Origin of the sequence: Blautia sp. HCP28S3_G10 (genome assembly GCF_052065235.1) — a bacterium.
Taxonomy (GTDB): Bacteria; Bacillota; Clostridia; order Lachnospirales; family Lachnospiraceae; genus Blautia_A.
Genome location: NZ_JBQHUL010000013.1, coordinates 1 through 22,257, shown reverse-complemented (window position 1 = coordinate 22,257; position 22,257 = coordinate 1). Strand labels below are relative to the sequence as shown.

The 22,257-nt window shown below is 42.4% G+C and carries 18 protein-coding genes, 1 tRNA gene, 1 other RNA gene and 1 other annotated feature; of the genes, 2 read left to right on the top strand and 18 right to left on the bottom strand.

Going from position 1 to position 22,257, the window contains the following annotated elements; translation table 11 throughout:
• Positions 1-153: 153 nt before the first annotated feature.
• The 6 genes from pheS to ftsH all read right to left on the bottom strand — a co-directional run bounded on the left by pheS (position 154) and on the right by ftsH (position 7,296).
• Positions 154-1,173, bottom strand: coding sequence for a phenylalanine--tRNA ligase subunit alpha (gene pheS / locus ACTNB8_RS07215; protein ID WP_296155543.1), 1,020 nt, complete (start codon positions 1,171-1,173; stop codon positions 154-156).
• 252 nt (positions 1,174-1,425) lie between these two features.
• Positions 1,426-1,648 (bottom strand) — a binding site (T-box leader).
• Positions 1,646-2,551, bottom strand: a complete 906-nt coding sequence (locus ACTNB8_RS07210; protein ID WP_441053532.1) for a YihY/virulence factor BrkB family protein — start codon at positions 2,549-2,551, stop codon at positions 1,646-1,648. (Overlaps the previous feature by 3 nt.)
• A 107-nt stretch (positions 2,552-2,658) precedes the next feature.
• Positions 2,659-3,900, bottom strand: coding sequence for a SpoIID/LytB domain-containing protein (locus ACTNB8_RS07205; protein WP_441053530.1), 1,242 nt, complete (start codon positions 3,898-3,900; stop codon positions 2,659-2,661).
• Positions 3,901-3,998: 98 nt separating this feature from the next.
• Complete coding sequence (locus tag ACTNB8_RS07200) at positions 3,999-5,054, bottom strand: aldose epimerase family protein (protein WP_441053528.1); 1,056 nt, start codon at positions 5,052-5,054, stop codon at positions 3,999-4,001.
• A 57-nt stretch (positions 5,055-5,111) separates the two neighbouring features.
• Positions 5,112-5,293, bottom strand: a non-coding RNA gene (ssrS, locus tag ACTNB8_RS07195) — 6S RNA.
• A gap of 134 nt (positions 5,294-5,427) precedes the next feature.
• Entirely contained in the window at positions 5,428-7,296 is a 1,869-nt protein-coding gene (ftsH, locus tag ACTNB8_RS07190) for an ATP-dependent zinc metalloprotease FtsH (protein WP_441053526.1), read from the bottom strand.
• Positions 7,297-7,490: 194 nt separating this feature from the next.
• Between ftsH and ACTNB8_RS07185 the strand changes: the two genes are divergently transcribed.
• A tRNA-Leu gene (locus tag ACTNB8_RS07185) sits at positions 7,491-7,570 on the top strand.
• A gap of 87 nt (positions 7,571-7,657) precedes the next feature.
• Here ACTNB8_RS07185 and ACTNB8_RS07180 read toward each other — a convergent pair.
• From ACTNB8_RS07180 to ACTNB8_RS07170, 3 genes are read right to left on the bottom strand one after another with little or no spacing between them, the layout of a single operon-like run.
• A complete protein-coding gene (locus tag ACTNB8_RS07180) occupies positions 7,658-8,950 on the bottom strand; it encodes a diaminopimelate decarboxylase family protein (RefSeq protein WP_441053524.1) in 1,293 nt (430 codons plus the stop codon).
• Between the two features lie 20 nt (positions 8,951-8,970).
• A complete protein-coding gene (locus tag ACTNB8_RS07175; protein ID WP_441053522.1) occupies positions 8,971-9,849 on the bottom strand; it encodes a rhomboid family intramembrane serine protease in 879 nt (292 codons plus the stop codon).
• A 10-nt stretch (positions 9,850-9,859) separates the two neighbouring features.
• Entirely contained in the window at positions 9,860-10,801 is a 942-nt protein-coding gene (locus tag ACTNB8_RS07170) for a magnesium transporter CorA family protein (protein WP_441053520.1), read from the bottom strand.
• A gap of 273 nt (positions 10,802-11,074) precedes the next feature.
• On the opposite strand from ACTNB8_RS07170, the gene aroC reads away from it, so the two are divergent.
• On the top strand, positions 11,075-12,169 hold the full coding sequence (gene aroC / locus ACTNB8_RS07165) for a chorismate synthase (RefSeq protein ID WP_441053518.1): 1,095 nt from the start codon (positions 11,075-11,077) through the stop codon (positions 12,167-12,169).
• Positions 12,170-12,258: 89 nt separating this feature from the next.
• On the opposite strand, the gene ACTNB8_RS07160 is transcribed toward aroC, so the two are convergent.
• From ACTNB8_RS07160 to ACTNB8_RS07120, 9 genes are all read right to left on the bottom strand, one after another.
• Positions 12,259-13,911 carry an alpha-amylase family glycosyl hydrolase gene (locus tag ACTNB8_RS07160; protein ID WP_441053516.1) on the bottom strand — a complete coding sequence of 551 codons (1,653 nt, stop codon included), beginning with the start codon at positions 13,909-13,911 and terminating at the stop codon, positions 12,259-12,261.
• Positions 13,912-13,959: 48 nt separating this feature from the next.
• Positions 13,960-15,081, bottom strand: a complete 1,122-nt coding sequence (locus tag ACTNB8_RS07155) for a lactonase family protein (RefSeq protein ID WP_441053514.1) — start codon at positions 15,079-15,081, stop codon at positions 13,960-13,962.
• A 161-nt stretch (positions 15,082-15,242) separates the two neighbouring features.
• Complete coding sequence (gene hemL, locus ACTNB8_RS07150; protein ID WP_441053512.1) at positions 15,243-16,520, bottom strand: glutamate-1-semialdehyde 2,1-aminomutase; 1,278 nt, start codon at positions 16,518-16,520, stop codon at positions 15,243-15,245.
• The gene (gene hemB, locus ACTNB8_RS07145; protein WP_441053510.1) at positions 16,520-17,503 is read right to left on the bottom strand and encodes a porphobilinogen synthase; all 984 of its coding nucleotides are present in this window, start codon (positions 17,501-17,503) and stop codon (positions 16,520-16,522) included. Before hemB ends, hemL begins: the two co-directional genes overlap by 1 nt.
• Positions 17,504-17,508: 5 nt before the next feature.
• Complete coding sequence (gene cobA, locus ACTNB8_RS07140) at positions 17,509-19,020, bottom strand: uroporphyrinogen-III C-methyltransferase (protein WP_441053508.1); 1,512 nt, start codon at positions 19,018-19,020, stop codon at positions 17,509-17,511.
• Complete coding sequence (gene hemC / locus ACTNB8_RS07135) at positions 19,013-19,954, bottom strand: hydroxymethylbilane synthase (RefSeq protein ID WP_441053506.1); 942 nt, start codon at positions 19,952-19,954, stop codon at positions 19,013-19,015. The genes cobA and hemC overlap by 8 nt, the downstream gene beginning before the upstream one ends.
• Positions 19,941-20,420 carry a precorrin-2 dehydrogenase/sirohydrochlorin ferrochelatase family protein gene (locus tag ACTNB8_RS07130; RefSeq protein WP_441053504.1) on the bottom strand — a complete coding sequence of 160 codons (480 nt, stop codon included), beginning with the start codon at positions 20,418-20,420 and terminating at the stop codon, positions 19,941-19,943. The genes hemC and ACTNB8_RS07130 overlap by 14 nt, the downstream gene beginning before the upstream one ends.
• Positions 20,410-21,639, bottom strand: a complete 1,230-nt coding sequence (gene hemA / locus ACTNB8_RS07125; RefSeq protein ID WP_441053502.1) for a glutamyl-tRNA reductase — start codon at positions 21,637-21,639, stop codon at positions 20,410-20,412. The genes ACTNB8_RS07130 and hemA overlap by 11 nt, the downstream gene beginning before the upstream one ends.
• A 126-nt stretch (positions 21,640-21,765) precedes the next feature.
• Positions 21,766-22,134: a DUF1667 domain-containing protein gene (locus ACTNB8_RS07120; protein WP_441053501.1), complete on the bottom strand. Its 369-nt coding sequence runs from the start codon at positions 22,132-22,134 to the stop codon at positions 21,766-21,768.
• Positions 22,135-22,257: the final 123 nt, after the last annotated feature.

Sequence of the window (22,257 nt, the reverse complement as noted above, 5' to 3'; positions counted from 1 at the left end):
GGCATTAAACTCCGAAATCCAGAGTTAAACTCCAGAATCCAGTTTCTTATGAAACTGCCAATCTGCCTTACGGCATATTTTAAAGATTCTGTCGTTAAATCCGCATAGAATGTAAATACTCACTACGTTCGTGCTTCCATTCTCTTATGCGGATTAAAACTGTTTAAGGAATCTGATATCATTTTCGTAGAGGAGTCGCATATCATCGATCTCGTATTTCAGAAGGGCGATTCTCTCAAGTCCCACACCAAAAGCAAATCCTGTATATTCTTCCGGATCTATACCACACATACGGAGAACATTTGGATGAACAGTTCCACAGCCAAGGATTTCAATCCAGCCGGATCCTTTACAGAAGCGGCAGCCTTTTCCGCCACATTTGAAGCAGGATACATCTACTTCTGCACTTGGCTCTGTAAACGGGAAATGATGTGGTCTGAATTTTGTTTTTGTTTCAGGTCCGAATAGTTCCTTTGCGAATTCTTCAAGAGTTCCCTTAAGATCAGCAAACGTAATATTCTTGTCAATAACAAGGCCCTCGATCTGATGGAAAGAAGGGGAATGTGTTGCATCTACTTCATCTGAACGGAATACACGTCCCGGTGCGATCATACGAATCGGCAGTTTTCCTTTTTCCATGGTACGCGCCTGTACTGGTGAAGTCTGAGAACGAAGAAGGATAGAATCGTTGATAAAGAATGTATCCTGTTCGTCTCTTGCTGGATGGTCTTCCGGAATGTTCAGTTTTGTAAAGTTGTAATCTGCATATTCTACTTCCGGTCCCTCTACAACTTCGTATCCCATACCAATAAAGATTCTTTCTACTTCATCCAGTGCAATACTGTTCGGATGACGATGACCGATCATTGATTTTTTTGCAGGAAGTGTAACATCGATCACTTCTGCTTTCATTTTTTCTTCTCTGAGAGCTTCCTCAAGTTTCTTTCTGGTTTCTTCCAGATGAGCTTCAATTTTTGCTCTGGTTTCATTTACCATCTGGCCAACTTTCGGACGTTCTTCCGGTGCAACATCTTTCATACTTTTTAAAATAGCTGTCAGTTCACCTTTTTTACCAAGATAGGCAACTTTTACTTCATTCAGTCTTTCAGGACCATCTGATTCTTCAATCCTTTTTCTGGCTGCTTCTGCCAGTTCCTGAAGTCTTTCCTTCATATCCATGATTTTGTCTCTCCTTGTGTTTAATTAATACATGAACAGTTACTAATGCATAAACAAAGCGGACAAGTCCGCTTCAAACTCCCTGAATCCCTCAATCTTTGAGGGACTTGCTACGCTTTGCGCGCCAGATGCAGTCTGCTTCAGCAGACATATTCCTCATGCATCTGGTCGCATCCTCGCGAAGCGTTTTTTTGTAATAGGAACATTACGGAGTAATTTCCTATTACATAAAAAAACCGTCCCTGTAAAAGGGACGGAAATATACCCGCGGTACCACCCTGTTTCCTGTACAAAAAAATACAGGCACTTGGTTATGCTTAACGCGCATGGACGTCGCTTCCTACTGTAATTTCAGAAACGAAGCTCCGGCGGGAAACTGAGAAACTGTCTGAACTTAAGGAAGCTTCCAGCCGATGGCCTCCTCTCTCTGTAAGAAAACAATTTCCTGAAACGCCTTCACAGCTTTTCATCTTTTCTTATGATGCCACAGAGGAAAAATTCTGTCAAGCTGTTTTTTTATTGCCTGCCACACAGTTATCTGTGCCTGCCTGAACTGATTTTCAAAATATGCATTGATCTCAGCTCCATAAAGCAGCAGATTCATACATATATAGAGCCACAGCATAACCATGATAAGTGCGGACAGACTTCCGTACATATTGCTGAAATTCGGGAAGAATGTGAAGTACAGGGAAAAGAAATAGGAAAACAGGGACCATGCAACTGCAATGATAAACGCCCCCGGAACCTGGCTTTTCAGAGATGCTTTTCTGTTTGGAAGATATCTGTACAGCACGAGAAATACCAAAAACAACACAACAAACACCAGAAAAGTCTTCGCATTTAATATTCTTCCCATCATCCTGCCCAGCAGAGGCATACGCACTACAAGGAGCGAATGAATACGGTTTCCCATAACCAGCATAAGTAGACTGATGATCAATGCTATCGCAAACAAAAACATATACAGCACTGAATAAATTCTGTTAATCAGCCAGTTTCGTGTTTCCTTTACATGATAGATTGTATTCAGCCCTGCTATCAGGGACATCATACCCTTACCCGAGGACCACAATGCAAAAACACCGGAAATCGGAAGGACAGCAGCGCTCTTTGTAAATACTTCTGCAATGATCTTAAGCACAAATTCCTGCAGATTATCCGGAACAAATCCAATAATCGCCTGTCTGACTACCTTATACGTCAGAGGTGTGTACTGAACTATGGCTGTCAGTACAAGAACAAAGGGAATAAACGACATGATCAGGAAATATGCGGACTGTGCAGCATATGCACCTATATGATCCTCCTGCATACGCTTCATAAATCCCAAAATAAGCTGAAGCTTGCCTTTTTCTCTGTTTGTTTCCATATTTATTCTCCCAACGGTCAAATATGTTTATGCTTCATAATACCATGAATTCTTTTATGTGACAAGTTTGACCTTTTGTGCCACCAGGATACAATAGTTAGAAAGTCTTATTCTTCTTTTATTTCAACATTCGTAAAAAAATAGTCCAGGATTTCCTGACATGAATATCCCTCTTTCGCCATTTCATTTGCCGCAGTCTGACTCATGCCCACTCCGTGTCCATATCCACCCCCATCTATCTGTAACATCTTACCCTGTATTGCCCGCATTTGAAAATATGCACTCGGAAGCAGACTTCCACCTGTTGTTTTTTGTCCGTTTTTTTCTGTAATTTCCAGGCCCTCCGGTGAAAGGAACTGTCTGACAGAATATTCATCTTCCAGAAGGAAACTTCCCTTCTCCAGGATTACCCGAAGTCCGGTTACTGCTCCACTCTGATTTTTCTTATCAACCTGCAGACCGACCAGTGTTCCTTTTCCTTCTGCTGTCTGTTCTGCACGCCTGGCCACTGTCTCCCATGGGATTGAAACCTCCCATCTGTTCCACGGCTCCCCTGCGTCAAATTCACACTGAACACTTTTCAGGTACGGAGAGGCTTTTTCGGCACCCCAGATCTGATCTGTGCTTGTTACCCCTGCTGATGTTGAAAAATAATAAGCTTCTATCGGTTCTCCATTCCAGGTCAGAATCTGATTTCCTGTCTCATCTACCGCTTCATCTGTAGATGCCTGTGGCTCTACATTTGCATATACCTGATAGTTCACACTGTCATCAACGTGCACATTATATTCTTCCATACAACAGGTTTCCATCTGTTTTCTTGCATAAGTTCTCGCACAGACTGCCTGTGCTTTCAGCGCTTCTTTTTCATAAAAAGAGGGCATTTCACTAGGAACTACTGCCTTCAGATACTCTTCCAGCGGAAGTTCATTCACCAACAATATACCCTTTTCTTCCGGGATAATCTCCATACTTCCTCTGTACACGGGATTTCCCTGCTGTCGTTCTATCGAAAGCAGTCTGATTCCGTTTTTCTGTTCAGGAATCCTGACCGTTTCTTTCAGATCTTCTGCTCTCCATTCATATTCTTCCTCTCCTGCTGTCAGCTTCACATTCTGATGGTACGGATTCTGAAATCCGGTGTCCGTAATCAGGACTCGTATTCTGATTTCGTGCGTTTTTTCTTCTGTCACGTTTCCTTTACTTTTCAGTTCAGGTGTTGGAGAAATTTCATATTTTACCTGCTGTTTCTCCTGAAACGCGGCCTGCTGTTTCACTTCTCTGTTAACTATATTATTCAGGAAAAGCAGCCAGGCAAGTACAAAAAGCAGGAATATATTTTTTGTCAAAAAAAATCTGGTTTTTCTCATACTTGATTATATGAGAAAAACCAGATAAATATATCATATTCCACAACATTATCTGCCTGCAGCAGTTACAATATCGTTTATTTTCGTACTGAGAAACAATAGCTTGTCTCAGAATGATATTTTTCGCCGGCATCAATGATCGGAGAATGGAACGCCTCTACATTTACTGCATTTGGTTCCACCTGGGTTTCAAGACAGAATGCTTCTCTCTGATTATAGATATGTCCGTTTTTGCCATGTTCCTGTTCAACAAAATTAGCTGCATAGAACTGAACGCAGGGACAATCTGACAGCACTTTCATTTCAATACCTGATTCTTCTGACCAGGCATCTGCAATTTCTCTTACACTCGCCCTGTTATAATAATTAGTCACATAGTTATGATCATATCCGCCTGTCAGTTTCAGCTGCTCAAAATCCACATTTATATCCTGTCCGATTTTTTTTGCTTTGCAAAAGTCCATCGGTGTACCTGCAACATCTGCATACAGACCTGTAGGAATAGCTCCTGCACCTACCGGTGTATAAGAAGCTGCATGAATTGTCATATACTGGTCCAGCGCTGTACCACTTCCCTCACCATTCAGATTAAAGTAAGAATGATTTGTCATATTTGCAACTGTTGCTTTGTCACTGACTCCTTCATAGATGATCTTCAATTCATTTTCTTCAGTAAATATATATGTAACAGAAACAGCAAATTCTCCCGGAAATCCATTCTCCCCGTCCGGACTGATTCTTGAAAATCTTACTTCATTTTTTTCCTGTGACAGAATCTCTGCTTTCCATAATTTTTTTTCAAATCCATCCGGTCCACTGTGAAGATTATTTTCTCCCTCATTTGGAGTAAGTTTTATTTCTTTTCCGTCAATCATAAATCTTGATCCGGCAATTCTGTTTCCGCTTCGTCCGACTGTTGCACCGAAGAAGCAGCCATTCTCTTCATACTGTTCCAGTTTGTCATATCCAAGTACCACATCTCTCAGTTTCCCTTCTCTGTCGGGAATGCAGAGTTTGACGAGAATCCCACCAAACTGGAGAACTTCCGCATACGCACCAGATTTGTTCTCCATATGATAAATATACACTTCTTCACCCGACGGAAGTTTTCCAAAAAGTCTTTCTGTTACCATGCCAATTCCTCCAACCATTCAAAAAAAGAGCCATATCAATGGCTCATTTTTCTTCTTAATTACTCCAGGATGCCGTTCCCTTCCATTTGACGCCTAGCCTAAGCCAGGTTGGGTGTCCTCAACTGAATGATCTGTCTTCCACAGCAAAGGAGGCCTGACATTACATCAGCGATGTTGGATTCCCTATTAATCAATGTAGGTTCAAATAAAAAAAGGGGCCTCGCACATCCCAGAAATGTACGTTACATTTAAACTATATATATTGTACTCTATTATATGCTATTTTTCAACACAAAATACCCGAAAAATTAAATTTGATTTTCGGAATGTGTTACTGTTCACTCCGTTCACAGCAACTTGGAATTACTATTGTTCACTTGTTTTCTTCATCTGCAATTATCTGCGCAGGTTCCTGAAGAATCTTCATAAACTCTTCTCCCGTGATAGTCTCATGTTCATAAAGATATTTCGCAAGTTCATGAAGTTTTCCGATATTATCCTGAAGGATTTTAAGAGCCTTTTCATGCTGTCTCCGGACAAGTTCCACAACTTTCTTATCAAGCAGTGTCTGTGTTTCAAAAGAACATGCCAGACTTGAATCTCCTCCAAGATACTGATTACTCATTGTTTCCATTGCAACCATGTCAAAGTCATCACTCATACCATATCTGGTGATCATCGCTCTTGCGATCTTTGTTGCCTGCTCGATATCATTTGATGCGCCTGTTGTGATTGAATGGAAGATCAGCTCTTCTGCTGCCCGTCCACCTGTAAATGTAGCGATCTTGTTCTCCAGTTCCTCTTTTGACATAAGGAAATGTTCTTTTTCATCTACCTGCATCGTATATCCAAGTGCTCCGGAAGTACGTGGAATAATAGTAATTTTGTGTACAGGGGCTGATTCCGTCTGTTTTGCAGCAACAAGTGCATGTCCAATCTCATGATAAGACACTATAAGCTTCTCCTTATTGGAAAGAACCCGGTTTTTCTTCTGGTAACCGGCAATAACAACTTCAATACTTTCTTCAAAATCAGCCTGTGTTGCAAATTTACGCCCATCACGCACTGCACGCAGTGCAGCTTCATTTACAATATTGGCAAGTTCTGCACCGGAAGCTCCTGCTGCTGCTTTTGCAATCTCATCAAACCGCACAGTATCCGCAATCTTGATTTTTTTTGCATGAACTTTGAGAATTTCTTCTCTTCCCTGAAGATCCGGGAGTTCTACCGGAATTCTTCTGTCAAAACGTCCCGGACGAAGAAGCGCCGGGTCAAGAGAATCCGGACGGTTTGTTGCTGCGAGGATCACAACACCTTTGGAACCATCAAAACCATCCATCTCTGTAAGAAGCTGGTTCAGCGTCTGTTCACGCTCGTCATTGCCGCCTGTAAATCCGGCACCGTCACGTTTCTTACCAATCGTATCTATCTCATCAATGAATACGATACACGGTGCTTTTTCGTTTGCCTGTTTAAACAGGTCACGAACTTTTGCAGCACCCATACCAACAAACATCTCAACAAATTCCGATCCCGAAATAGAGAAAAACGGAACTTCTGCCTCACCTGCAACTGCTTTTGCAAGAAGTGTTTTACCTGTTCCCGGAGGGCCTACAAGAAGTGCACCCTTAGGCATTGATGCTCCGATTTCTGTATATTTCTGCGGATTATGAAGGTAATCTACAATTTCCGTAAGAAGATCTTTTGCCTCATCTTCTCCTGCAACATCTGAAAATTTAATTCCTGTTGAAGACTTTACATAAACCTTCGCATTGCTCTTCCCGAATGACATTGCTCCTCCGGGGCCACCACCCATAGATGACATCATTTTTTTGCCGAGCCATCTGCCAAGGAAAATAAAGATCACGATCGGAACTACATAACTCAGAAGAAGGGTTGCCAGAATAGACGGGCTTTCCGGCAGAACCTCATCCATAGATACACCTGCGTCCAGAAGACGGTTCACCAGATCCGGATCATCCATCTTTACGGTTTTGCAGGTTACTGTACTTCCTGTATCCCCGGATTCCATTTCATAATAGATATAAGCTTCGTCTATAGTTGCCTTTGTCACTTTACCTTTTTCCACATTCTGGATAAATGTAGAATAATCTGTCTTCTGTACGCTACGCTCCTGCACCGCAGGGACAACCAGCATATTCAGAAGAATGATAATCACCCCTACGATGATATAATACACATACATAGGTACTTTTTCCGGTTTTTTATTGCCGAACTTCATTTAATTTCCTGTCCTCCATATCTGTTAATACGATTGCGCAGGGAAATATGCCCAACACAGTTCATGTGATGTAACATATCACTTTTTCGCACACAATTCAATGTACAATAAATGAAATTTTATAAACTTTTCATAAAATAAAAAAAAGCTTGCAGGGCATTCTCATTTATGTTATTATAATTCTTGGTTCATATGCCGCTGTGGCGGAATTGGCAGACGCACTTGACTCAAAATCAAGCGGGAAACCGTGCCGGTTCGAGTCCGGCCAGCGGCATGAATGATAAGGCTCTTTCCTGTTGGGAAGAGTTTTTTATTTACAAAAAAACTCCGGTACAGATCAAAATCTGCCCGGAGTTTTGTTTTATTTTACAAGTCTGTCTTCATCCTGGAGAAGTTTTTCATAAATCGGGAAACAGTCAAAAGTTGCAAAATAATCTTTCGGAGTCTCTGCCCTGCGGATCATCTCAAAGCTTCCGTCTTCATGAAGAAGGATTTCTGCTGATTTCAGTTTGCCGTTGTAGTTATATCCCATAGCAAATCCATGGGCACCTGCATCGTGGATAACAAGGAGATCTCCCATGTCAATCTTCGGAAGATAACGGTCAATAGCGAATTTATCATTATTCTCACAGAGTGAACCTGTTACATCATACAGATGATCACATGGCTGATCTTCTTTTCCCATTACAGTTATATGATGGTAGGCACCATACATTGCCGGACGCATCAGGTTTACTGCGCAGGCATCTACACCAATGTATTCTTTGTGAGTATGTTTTTCATGAATTGCTTTTGTTACCAGGCAGCCATACGGTCCCATCATGAAACGGCCAAGTTCTGTATAAATTGCAACATCACCCATTCCGGCCGGTACAAGTACTTCTTCATATACTTTGCGGACACCTTCTCCGATCACGCGGATATCATTCGGAGTCTGATCCGGTCTGTATGGAATTCCGATTCCGCCGGAAAGATTGATGAAGCTTACATGAGCACCTGTTTCTTTCTGAAGTTTCACAGCAAGTTCAAACATGACTTTCGCAAGCATCGGATAATATTCATTTGTTACTGTATTGCTGGCAAGGAATGCGTGGATACCGAATTCCTCAGCACCTTTTTCTTTCAGAATACGGAAAGCATCAAAAATCTGCTCTGTTGTCATTCCGTATTTTGCATCTCCAGGATTATCCATGATATCATTACTGATCTTGAACAGTCCGCCCGGATTGTAACGGCAGCTGATTGTCTTTGGGATTCTGCCTACAGCACGCTCAACACTTTCAATGTGAGTGATATCATCAAGATTGATGATCCCGCCGATCTCATCTGCATAGCGGAATTCTGCCTCCGGAGTATCGTTGGAGGAAAACATAATATCCCCCTTTTTGCATCCAATTGCCTTTGACAGCATAAGTTCTGTCATGGATGAGCAGTCGCAGCCGCAGCCATATTCCTGAAGGATCTGGATCAGATACGGATTCGGAGTTGCTTTTACTGCAAAAAATTCCTTAAATCCCCTGTTCCATGAAAAAGCTTCTTTTAATGCCTTTGCGTTTTCACGGATTCCTTTTTCATCGTAAAGATGAAAAGGTGTCGGATACTGGGCAGTAATTTCCTGGAGTTTTTCCAGTGTTACAAACGGCTTTTTTTTCATAATTTTTCTCCTCGTGTAAATTATTTCACATGCTGGTGTGTAAAAAGGTGATCCTGACAGTATTCATAATTTCCATTGCATTTGGAACAGAAACGAAACTCCAGATTCGGATCATCTTTTTCTGTACGCCCGCAGATCGCACATTTATGTTTTGTGACTCCACCAGCTGCAGGATTCACTCTGCTCTGGGCCATTGCCTTCTTGAATTCTTTTCTCCGTTTCACTTCTTTCGGATTATAATGATGCATGTTTTTTGTACTAAAAAAGAAAAGAACAAAATTCAAAAGTGATGCAGCAATCGGAACAGCCATTACCCAGAGACCGGCTCTCAGATATGTTATCATCTGATATAGAACAATTGCCACGTACACTCCTGCCATCCATTTCATTTTGATCGGAATCACGAAATACAGCAGTATCTGCATATCCGGATAGCTTGCAGCATATGCAAGAAACACAGAAAGGCTGACATAATATGTTGTAAAAATTCCTCCTCCGATCACATATGCAATACCATCTACCACTATATAGCCACCTGTAACAAAATATGTGATAAATGCTGCGATCAGCACAAACAGCAGTCCGGAAAAGATATACAGAGTATATCTGAAGCTTCCCCAGGTACGTTCCAGCGAAGTACCTACCGGATAATAAAAGAAAGCAATTGAAATCAGAAACAGAATAAAATTACCTGTACTCGGCGGGTAAATCACCCATGTTACCAGTCTCCATATCTGTCCCTGCATGATTTTTGCCACATCAAGACTCATCATATTCAAAAGAGACGGATTCAGATACATAAGCACATATCCCACAACATAGCAGATAATAACGTAAACTGTAAGATTCTCAATTCCGAATCTTCCAAACTTACGTTCAAGTTTGTCCATCCAGTTCATAAAATCACTCCTAGAAATATTTTTTCTTTGATAAGAAGATTGCAGCAATAATGCTGGCTGCGATGGATATCAGAATAACAACCAGAAATCCCAGCTGCGTACTGGAAAAAGGCATTCCTGACGGTGCCAGGTTCATTCCATATGCGCTGAAAATGATCGTAGGTATACTCATAACGATTGTGATCACGGACAGGATCTTCATAACGTCGTTCAGATTGTTGGAAATTACAGAGGCAAAAGCATCCATCATGCTGCTGAGGATACCACTATATATATTGGCCATCTCGATAGCCTGTGTATTCTCAATGATAACATCTTCAAGAAGTTCTGTATCTTCAGGATACTTCTTAATGCTTTCTACCTTGATCAGCTTTTCCAGTACTGCCTCATTCGACCGCAGAGATGTTGTAAAATACACCAGTGATTTTTCCAGTTCCAGAAGCTCGATCAGTTCCTGATTTTTTGGCGAAAAATGAAGTTTTTCTTCTACCTGTTCACTCTTTTTATCTATGATACGCAGATAACGCAGGTACATACTGGCATTTCTGTACAGAATCTGCAGAATGAAACGCGTCTTCATGTATGTGAAAAAGTTTCTCACACGTCCCTCCATAAATCTGGTAAGTACCTGTGTATCTTCCAGACATATGGTGAAGATTATCTTGTCAGTTACAATAATACCAAGAGGGATTGTCCCGTACCAGTCCTTGTCATTTCGTTCCTCGATCATAGGAACATCGACAAGAATCAGTGTGTATGTGTCTTCTACCTCTATACGGGAACGCTCTTCCTCATCCAGAGGGGCTCTTAAATCGTCCACTTCAATCTGAAACTGCTCTGATATCTCAAAAATCTCCGTAGCTGTGGGATTTGTAAGAGCTATCCAGCAACCCTCCTGCGGTTCCTGTATTTCATGAATGGCTCCGTCTGATGTGCGAAACATTCTAACCACGATTTTCTCCCCCTTCCACTCTCTTATTTCGTTACTGTTCATTCTATTCACAGTAACCTTATTTCGGTATATAAACCGAATACTCCCAATCACACAAAAATACAAGTTACATTATAAATTGTGCACGAATTTTTGTCAATTCTTCATTTTTTTTCTGAAACTGTTATGCTATAATGGTTTTCGAAAACTGAAAAAAGCTGTTCACAGTTTCTTTCACTAAAATGAAGATTAATACTGAAATGCCGGAAACTCTGGCAGGGAAGGAACACATTTATGAATAAATCCAGTTTTGGAAAAAATTTTACAGTTACCACCTGGGGAGAATCCCATGGAAAAGCCCTTGGAGCAGTTATTGACGGCTGTCCCGCCGGTCTTTCACTCAGCGAAGAAGATATACAGAAGTTTCTTGACAGACGTAAACCCGGGCAGAGCCGCTATACTACCGCCCGCAAAGAGGGAGATCTGGCTGAAATTCTTTCCGGTGTTTTCGAAGGCAAAACTACCGGCACACCAATTTCCGTCATCGTAAAAAACACAGACCAGCGTTCCAGGGATTACGGCAATATCGCATATTCCTACCGCCCGGGACATGCAGACTATACTTTCGATGCCAAATATGGTTTTCGCGATTACAGAGGCGGCGGACGTTCTTCCGGCCGTGAAACCATCGGTCGTGTGGCTGGCGGAGCAATTGCTTCCAAAATTCTTGAAAACCTCGGAGTTTCTTTCTGCACTTACACCAGTTCTATCGGTCCTGTCTCAATAAACGAATTTCATGAAGATGAAATCAGCAATAACGCATTTTACATGCCGGATGCTGATGCAGCTGCAAAAGCCGGTGAATATCTTGAGCAGTGTATGAAAGAACAGGACAGCGCAGGCGGTGTGATCGAATGCCGGATCAAAGGTGTACCTGCCGGACTTGGTATTCCTGTTTTTGAAAAGCTTGATGCTGTACTTGCAGAAGCAGTCATGTCTGTCGGTGCTGTAAAAGCCGTTGAGATTGGTGACGGAATCCTGACTGCTTCTCTTAAGGGCTCATCAGATAATGACGGTTTTTCCTGCCAGAGCGGACAGATCCGCAAAACCTCCAATCATGCCGGCGGTATCATGGGCGGAATCAGTGATGGAAGCGAAATTCTCGTACGTGCCACAATAAAACCCACACCATCTATCAGCCAGCCTCAGAACACAGTCACAAAAGAGGGCGAAAATATTTCTCTCGAAATTCACGGACGTCATGATCCGGTTATTGTTCCACGCGCAGTTGTGGTGATTGAATCTATGTGTGCACTTGCAGTCACAGATGCTCTGTTTTCCAATATGAGTTCACAGATGGATCGGATCCGTGATTTTTACAGTAAATAATTTCTATCACATATTGCCAGAGTATGCAAAAAGCGTGACTCCTTTGTAAGGGGTACACGCTTTTGTGTTATCTGCATATTACTGATTATTTATCTGAAACTCTTCAGCCAATTCACCAGTGAATCATGCCATATATTATCTGTAACCGTTTTTTTCATCTGGTCTGTCACCGGTCCGTTGCCTGCCATTTTTGCAAGAATCGCATGCTGAAGTTCTTCTACAGACATCTCTTCAGGAATTTTATGAAGATCAATAACCTTTTCAGTTTCTTTTTGTGTTTCATTTTTACATGGTTCAGCTAACTGAGAGTTTATTTCTTCTGCAGCTTTTTCTTCTGTATCTGAAACAGTTTTCTTTTCTTCCGGCATTCTGACTTCCGGCATCACTACTTTTTCGTATTCCTGTCCGTTCTGAACAGGAACCCAGATTTCCCCGCTGTTGGCAGCAATGTTTATCTGTATGTGTCCGTTATCCACAGACACTTTCTGCCCCGTCAACATTCCTGCATATTCTGCTGCATGTCCGGCTGGAAGATTCATTCCCGCATCACAATCATCATTATTCACTGTAATAATCACACGAACACCGTCAAAATCTCTTGCAAAAGCATACTGGCGGTTTGTCAGCTGTAATTCGGTATAACTACCATAGCTGAGAGCCTGTGTTTTCTGCCTAATGCGTCCAAGCGCAGCTACCAGTACAGTACATGAGTTTTCTTTAAGAGCATCTCTGTAGTCGTCAAGTTCAAGTGCCGGTCTCAGGCTATCGTCAGAAAAGCGTTCTTTCTTTCCCTCGATGCCAAATTCTGAGCCGTAGTAAATACTCGGAACTCCCGGCAGAGCATAGAGAAGCACATGAACCGGTGCAAAATGAGCTTTGTTGGACAGTTTTGTATAAATACGTTCCACATCATGGTTGTCCACAAAATTATACAGATCAAGATTTCCCATATTCTGCAAATATTTCACTGTATGGGCAATTTCAAAATAGTTGTGATCATTGTGTCCACTGTAAAGAGCCTTATGCAGGGCATAGTTGGTAACACTGTGAAGTGTCTCTCCGTTTACCCAGCGGCTGTAATCCCCATGAATGACCTCTCCCATCAGCCAGAAATCTTCTTTTACTTCTTCTGCTGTCCTGCGCAGTGCACGCATAAAATCAAAATCAAGTACGTCAGCTGCATCCAGACGGATTCCATCCACATCAAATTCTGATACCCAGAACCGGATCACATCACAGATATAATCCCTGACTTCAGGATTTCTCTGATTCAGTTTGACCAGAAGATTATAGCCTCCCCAGTTTTCATAGGAAAAGCCATCGTTATATTCATTATTTCCATAGAAATTTACGTTACAATACCAGTTCAGATAACGGGAATGTTCTCTGTTCTGCTGAATATCCTTAAATGCAAAGAAATCTCTTCCTGTATGATTAAACACACCGTCAAAAATAACCCGGACGCCTTTTTCATGACAGATACTGACGAATTCTTTCAGATCTTCATTTGTCCCAAGACGGGAATCCAGTTTACGGTAATCCGTCGTTTCATATCCGTGACCCACGCTCTCAAACAGCGGTCCGATATACAGAGCTGTACATCCGATTTCTTTAATATGGTCGATCCACGGAATCAGTTTATTCAGTCTGTGTACCGGTTCTCCATAATCATTTATCTTCGGTGCACCGGCAAGTCCCAGCGGATAAATATGATAAAAAACTGCTTCATTATACCATTTCATATTCTGCTCTTCTTTTCTGTTGTATTAGTCTAGTCATTTTCAAAGCAATTATTCTTCTGTTTCCTCTGTTTCCTCTGAATCTTCCGGTATTTCAACCGGATCCCAGTCTCCCGGCACCGGCCAGATATGAATACTGTTCGGAGTCTCGATTTTATGTGGCTTATCATTCATAACAATGATATTTTTATCATAGTCAACTGTAAAAGATGTGATTGAATTGCTTGCATGGTTTGCTATTGCTATGTGTTTATTATCCGGGAAAATAACAAGATCTTTCGGATAATCTCCACTGACCGGAAGTGTGAACTTCTTTTCGAGAAGTCCTGTCTCATCATTAATCTCATACATGGAAACTGTATTCTCTCCTGCTGTTGTACAGAAAAGATGTTTGCCATCAGGTGCAAGAGCAAGACCGGAAGCTGCATTATGAAAAGCATCCTTGTCATGTTTTTTCGTAAGAGTACTTATGCTCTGAAGAAGTTCAAATTCCGGTGTGTTTCCACTTCCGTCATAGCTGTATACCTTAATCTCATTACTCAGTTCAAAAAGAATATAGGCAAATCTGCCGTCTGCACTGAAACGTATGATCCTCGGTCCGCTTTCTCTCGGACATCTGAGAATATCTACAAGTTCCAGTTTATGACGCCTTTTGTTAATTCTGTAGATTTTTACCTGATCGATACCATTATCAACTGCACACAGATATTTGTTATCCGGAGTAGGACGTACACAGTTTACATGAGGACGGAAATTTCGTTCTGCCACGCTTCCAAGTCCTTTGTGGAAAACACCATCCATAATTCTTCCCAGACTACCATCTTTGTGAGTATGTACAACTGTAACTTTGCCGTCATGGTATCCTGCGACATAAAGATATCTACCGTCAACATCTGTAGCAAGGAAACATCCTCTCATGCCGTCAATTCCGACTCTGTTGATTCGTTCCAGATCTCCGTTCTCATCACGCTTAAAAACTGCAACGCCCTCATCTTCAATAGAATAGAGATATTTGCCGTTTTTGGATACTGCAGTATGAGACGCATTACTTACCTGAACTTCATTACGCTCTCTGAGAGTACCTTTTTCTACATCAACATCATAAACCTGAATACCTTTACTGTTGCCATGGGTATATGTTCCCACATAAGCTACATATTTTTTATTCCCCATTATACTGCCTCCTAAGCTCGCTTACTGTTCATTTAAGTTGTTGCCGTGCTGTTTCACCGCAACCCAAGTGCAACCATTATATCACAAACTTTCCTCAAGGACAAGTTAGCAACCTCTATCATTTCTGTTACTGTTCACAGCAACTTGGTCTTACACATTTCCTACTTTGTAAAATAATTCTGTACTTTTTCCAGAGTTTCCTCGATAATCTTATCTGTATGTGCAATGGAAAGGAACATTGCTTCAAACTGCGAAGGCGCCAGATGGACACCGTTTTTCAGCATATAAAGGAAATACTGTGCAAAAGCCTTTGTATCAGACGTTTTTGCAGATGTATAATCTTTCACTTCCTCTTCCGCAAAGAAAATGCTTCCCAGAGAAGATACATAATTAATCTGATATGGAGAACCTGCCTTCTTAAGGATTTCGCGCATTCCCCCATAAAGTTTCTCACCTTTTGCTTCCAGATCTTTATATACTTCCTGATGTGCATAAAGATATTTCAGCTGCGTAAGGCCTGCTGCCATGGCAATCGGATTTCCGCTGAGTGTTCCTGCCTGATAAACAGGACCTGCCGGTGAAACCATTTCCATGATTTCTTTTCTTCCACCATATGCACCAACAGGCATTCCTGCTCCGATGATCTTGCCATAAGTCACCATATCCGGACGGATTCCGAAATATTCGGCAGCTCCTCCAAAAGCAAGACGGAAACCTGTAATAACTTCATCAAAGATAAGAAGTGCTCCATATTTATCGCAGAGGCTTCTCAATCCCTGAAGGAATCCTTTGCTGGGTGCCACGACTCCCATATTGGCAGCTACCGGTTCTACGATCACGCAGGCGATCTGATCCGGAGCCTCATCAAAAAGTTTCTGTACACTTTCAAGATCATTATAAACTGCTGTCATGGTATCCTGGGTACAGCCTTTCGGCACACCTGCACTGTCCGGTACTCCGCTGGTCATAACGCCGGATCCTGCACTCACAAGAAGTGCATCACTGTGTCCATGATAACAGCCTGCAAATTTCACAATCTTGTCTCTTCCAGTAAAACCTCTCGCTGTACGGATTGCACTCATGACAGCCTCTGTACCGGAATTTACCATACGAACCATTTCCACATGAGGAATACGTTCGCAGATAAACTCTGCCATTTCTACTTCAATCTCCGTAGCACAGCCGAAGCTTAAGCCCTTTTCACAGGATTTTACTACTGCCTCACGGATTTTGGGGAAATTATGTCCGAGAATCATCGGCCCCCAGGAATCAATATAGTCTACATATTCATTTCCATCTACATCATAAATATGACAGCCCTCTGCCCTGTCGATAAAACGTGGAGCCATTCCAATAGCGCCATAGGCACGTACCGGACTGTTTACGCCACCTGGGATTCTTTTGACTGCACGTTCAAATAATTCTTCTGATCTGTCCATTAGCCAATTCTCCCTTCATCAATAAATTTCGCAAGTTCTTTTGCATAGTAGGTAAGATAAATGGAAACGCCTGCACGATATGCACTTGCAGCCATCTCACACACGATCTTGTCTTCTTCGATCCAGCCCATTTTTGCCGCTGCCTTCACCATTGCATATTCGCCACTGACACTATATGCTGCAATCGGGACATTTGTAGCTTTATACACCTCAGAAACCATATCCAGATAAGACATGGCAGGTTTGATCATAATAATATCCGCACCTTCTTCAATATCAGTAAGTGCCTCTTTCATTCCTTCTCTTCTGTTGTGGTAATCCATCTGATAACTCTTACGGTCACCAAATGCCGGTGCTGAACCTGCTGCATCACGGAACGGACCATAAAAAGCAGATGCATATTTAACTGCGTAAGACATGATCGGTGTTTCTTTGTGTCCTGCTTTGTCAAGGCATTCTCTGATCGCACGCACACGACCGTCCATCATATCGGATGGTGCTACCATATCTGCACCGGCTTCTACATGAGAGAGTGCTGTTTTTGCCAGGAGTTCAAGTGTTGCATCGTTTTCTACTTCGTGACCACAGAGTACTCCACAATGTCCGTGAGAAGTATATTCACACATACATACATCTGTTATGTAATACATATCAGGGAACTGTTTTCTGGCCTCTCTCAGAGCTTTCTGCACAATGCCGTTTTCATCATATGCACCACTTCCCACTTCATCTTTGTGATCCGGAATCCCAAAAAGCATGATACTGGAAACACCTGCTTTCTGAAGTCTTTCCAGTTCATACGGAAGACGGTCCACACTGTAACGGAACTGTCCTTCCATAGATGGAATTTCTTCCTCAATTCCTTTTCCCTCTCTTACAAAAAGCGGATATATAAGAGAAGATTTGTCGATTCTTGTCTCTCTTACCATTTTTCGCAGTGTTTCGCTGCCACGTAATCTTCTTGGTCTCTGAATAAGATCCATTTTTATCACTCCTGTTCTGTTGCTTTTATATTTTCCACAAGACTCACCAGAGCCTCGATTGTTGCCTTTTCTGCCATATAAGTTTTCATTCCGTAACTGTCTGCAGCAGCCTTTGTCTGTTTGCCGATACATGCCGCTGTGATACCCGAATAATCTTCAAGGCCTGTACTGTTTACAAAACCTTTTACTGTAGATGCACTGGTAAATACCACGCAATTGATCGAACCTTTACGGATTTCATCTCCCACATGAATCAGTTCACTTTTCTGATATACCGTTTCATAAGTAGCCACATCATCTACAGATGCTCCGGCCTCCCGCAGTATCGCTGTAAGATTTTTATTACCTTTTTCGGCCCTCGGTATAAGAATCTTTTCGCCGCCTTTCAGCTCTGCAGCAAGCGCTTCTCCCAGAGAATCTCCATCATATACTTCCGGTATGAGATCTGTAAGAAGTCCTTTTTCTTCCAGCGCTTTTGCAGTTCCCTGACCAATAGAGGCAATTTTAATACTGCCAAGACTTCGGATATCTTTGTGCTGCAGGCGCAGTTCTCTGAAAAAAACTTCCACACCCGTCGGACTTGTAAACACCAGCCACTGATATTCTCCGATTCTGTCCATTGCACTGTGGAGCGGATTCTCATTTTCAAGCGGAACAGTCTTTATGGATGGAAGTTCCAGTACCTCTGCACCTTTACGGCGGAGAATATCTGCTGTACGTGAACTGCGTTCTTTTGGTCTTGTGACCAGTACTTTCCAGCCTGCCAGAGGAAGCCGTTCATACCAGGCAAATTCATCTGCCAGTGTGCAGACCTTTCCGACAACAATAATTGCCGGCGTTTCGATCCCCTGCCTTTTCACTTCATCTTCCAGTGTTCCCAACGTAGCAACGACACGCTTCTGGCCGGCTGTGGTTCCCTGCTGCAGAACAGCTGCCGGCATATCTGGATCCATGCCTCCCTTAAGAAGACCTTTCATGAGATCCGGCAGTGCGGCAATTCCCATAAGAAATACAAGAGTTCCTTTTGTACGGACCAATGCGTTAAAATCAATATCATATTCCTGTCCGGCTCTTCTGTGACCTGTAATAATGTGCAGTGAAGAGCAGAAATCCCTGTGTGTTACAGGAATTCCATTATAAGCCGGAACTGCAATCGGAGAAGTTACTCCCGGAACAACCTCATAGGGAATTCCATTCTGTGTAAGAAGCTCAAGTTCTTCTCCACCTCTTCCAAAAAGAAACGGATCTCCGCCTTTGAGCCTTACCACTCTGTGCCCCTCCTGCGCTTCCTTAAGAAGCACCTGATTAATCTGTTCCTGAGGCATGGTATGTCTGTCTGCTCTTTTTCCCACATTGATCAGGCGGGCTGTATCCGGAACTTTTGCAAGCACACCCTGGCCAACAAGACTGTCATATACCACAACATCTGCCTGCCTTAAAACTTCCATTCCCTTCAGAGTAAAAAGGCCAATGTCTCCCGGTCCTGCTCCTACAAGCCAAACTTTTCCCTTATTCATTATGCCTCTCCTTTTCTGTTGTCTTTTTTTCATCGGAACATAATGCTTCACTACAGGATTCTTTCATTATTTTTGCAAGAGAAGCTCCAAGCTCTGCGGCATCTCTGCGATTGCCCCGTATGCTGTCTTTTATATAAGTTCCTGTTTCCTCTATATAATATAATCCACGAAGAAATATTTCTTCTCCCTCAATTTCCCCGTAAGCAGCTACCGGTGATGAACATCCACCATCAAGGTATTTTACAAATGCTCTTTCAGCAGTTCCGACATCCCATGCGTCCCTGTCTCCATAACCTTCAAGGAAATCATATTCAAGATTTTTGTGTCCCTGGACTGCCAGAATTCCCTGACCTGCAGCCGGAAGTATTTCATCCGGGGTAAAATAACGACTGATCCTGTTTTCCAGTCCAAGCCTTTTCAGTCCTGCGGCCGCAAGAACCAGTGCAGAATATTCTCCCTCGTCCAGCTTGCGAAGACGTGTCTGTAAGTTTCCACGTATACTTTTTACTTTCATATCAGGATATATTTTTTGCAGCTGAAGAGTTCTTCTGAGACTGGAACATCCCAGCGGTTTTGAAGGATCAATTTCAGCACTGCCCTCCGGAAGTACAAGAACATCTCTCGGATCCTCTCTTCTCGAAAATGCAAGAAGTGGAAGTTCATCCGGTACTTCCATTGGCATATCTTTCAGACTGTGTACGGAAAGCTGTGACCTTCCATCAAAAAGTGCACGGTCCAGTTCCTTGACAAAAAGGCCTTTGCCGCCAATCTTGTCCAATGTACGGTCAAGTATTTTATCCCCTGTTGTCTTCATTGTAAGAATATTAACTGTAAGTTCCGGATGCTTCTCTTCTATGTAATCACGAACCATCTCACTCTGCAGAACTGCAAGGCGGCTTTCTCTGCTGCCTATCACGATCTCAGTCTTCTTCATTTTCAGATGTTTCCTCCATTGCTTCCTGTATTGCCACACGGACTCTGCGTGCTTTTTTGTGGTTAAGCCCGCTTGCAGTGATCCCGACCACAACTTCATCTTTCATATAAATACCCGGGAAATAAAAATCACACTTGCTTTTGTCGTCTGCAACATTGACATAAATGCCTTCTTCCTTACAGACTCTGTATATCTCATCATTCAGCTTCCAGTCATTGGTTGCTGCTATAACCATATAAGCCATGTCAAAATCAGATCTTTTTACCGGACGGGTAATAAGATTTACATATCCGGCCTTGCCCAGTTCCTGCAGCTCGACTGTACATTTCGGGGCGATCGCAGTAACATTTCTTGTAAACTGAAGCAGAGTTTTTACTCTGCGGGTAGCTATGTTACCACCTCCGACAACTACGACATTCTTGTCAGAAAGATCTACAAACATGGGAAAAAAATGTTTATTCCTCATATAATTTCTCCAATCCTGCCACACAGTCCAGGAATGCTTCCTGATTAAGGCTGTCTCTCAGTCCGAAGATCATTTTGTTGACCACCTTCCCTGCAGCAGTATCTACTGCCTTCAGAAGATTTTCCCTGTCATTCTGCTCCATCGGAGTGTTCCTGAGTATTTTTTCGATACGCAGATTCAGATCCTGAACTGCATCTGCCCTGATTTCCTGTATTCTTGGTATGATATCCCTGCCAACCAGCCACTGGAAAAATTCTTCCATCTGTTCCTGTACAATAGCACCTGCTTTTTCGAGGCTTTCCATTGCTTCCGGTGAAAATCTTTCTGAACGGAAACTGTCCATATCATAAAGTGTGATTTCTTCTTTATTTCCAAGCGCCGGTTCGATATCACGTGGTACTGCAAGATCCAGAAGCAGTAACGGTTTCGTAAGTTTCACATCCTGAAACAATTCTTCTCTTAATGTATAATTCGGACTGGCCGTAGCACTGACAACCACATCACAGAGTGGCAGAAATTTCATCCTCTCTCCATAATGGATCCTGCTGCATCCTATAGGAATACTGACCATACCGCTTCTGTACTGGCGGACAGTTACTGTTACATCTGCGCCCGCATCCCGAAGTGTCTGAGCTGCAACCTTACCCATCTCACCGTTGCCGATCACCATGCAGATTTTGCCACGCATAGTATATCCCTGCTCTTCCAGTTTTCTGACTGCCTGATGAATCACAGATGGATTTCCATGCGCAAGAGGCACTTCTGTTTTTATCTTTTTACCGGCAGTAACTGCCATGCGGAAAAGCACCTCCAGCACCCCGTCTGTAGTAAAATGCTCTCTTGCAAGATTCAGTGCGTCTTTGATCTGTGTCAGGATCTGATCTTCACCGAGTATCTGGGATTTCAGGCCGCCCGCCAGATAAAACAGATGTTCAACAGCTTCTTTGTCCTGTCTGACAGTAAAATAGTTTTCATATGAATCATCGTCTATATTTTTCAGTCCACAGAGACATCTGTACAGTGATAATTTCTGATTCTCTTCATGGCTTGCCCAGATTTCCAGGCGATTACATGTGGACAGAATAATACACCCCTGCACAGAAGACATTTCTTTAAGTCTTTCCATTGCCTCTCCGGCATTTTTTCTTGTAAACGCAAACAGAGCCCGAATGTCTACCGGAGCCCTGTCGTGGTCAATTCCTATCATAGAAATTGTCATGATTTATGTTTCTCCTTTGTAATCCTTATCCTATACAATGATAGCGTTTCAAGGAGATAATGTCAATGAATTTATTACTGCTGATGTGTATGGCAAAATATTGTAATTACTGTTGTTTCAGGGGGTTCAGTTAGACACATCTACCGATTTTGTTGCTATTATATCAGTGCCTGTTCCTGCTACATCCGCCAAAATCAAATCACCAATATGTACAGGTGCTTTTACTTCCAGATCCTTCAAAGCCTTTATACAGTCAAAGATTTTTTCTTTCGGAATATCTTCTTTCGTTTTCACGGAAACTGCTCCGATCTCTCCCCCTGTCACACGTACTGTAGTAGTCACAATTCTTGTCGGATTTGTCACCTCTTTTGCTCCGTATACTGCACCACGTTTGCAGTTATTTCCACTCACTTCCGTAACATCTCTGCCATTCATGGTAACTGTCAGCTGGCAGCCCACAGGACAGCCGATACAGGTCAGATGTTTTTCGCTCATTTTTATTCCTCCTCGTATAATATCTTTTAGATACATAAATGTACCTTGAAAACTCAATAAATATTTGTTCAATAGGCTTAGTAAAGCCCATGATATAATTGTCCCAGTGTCAATCAGGTAATA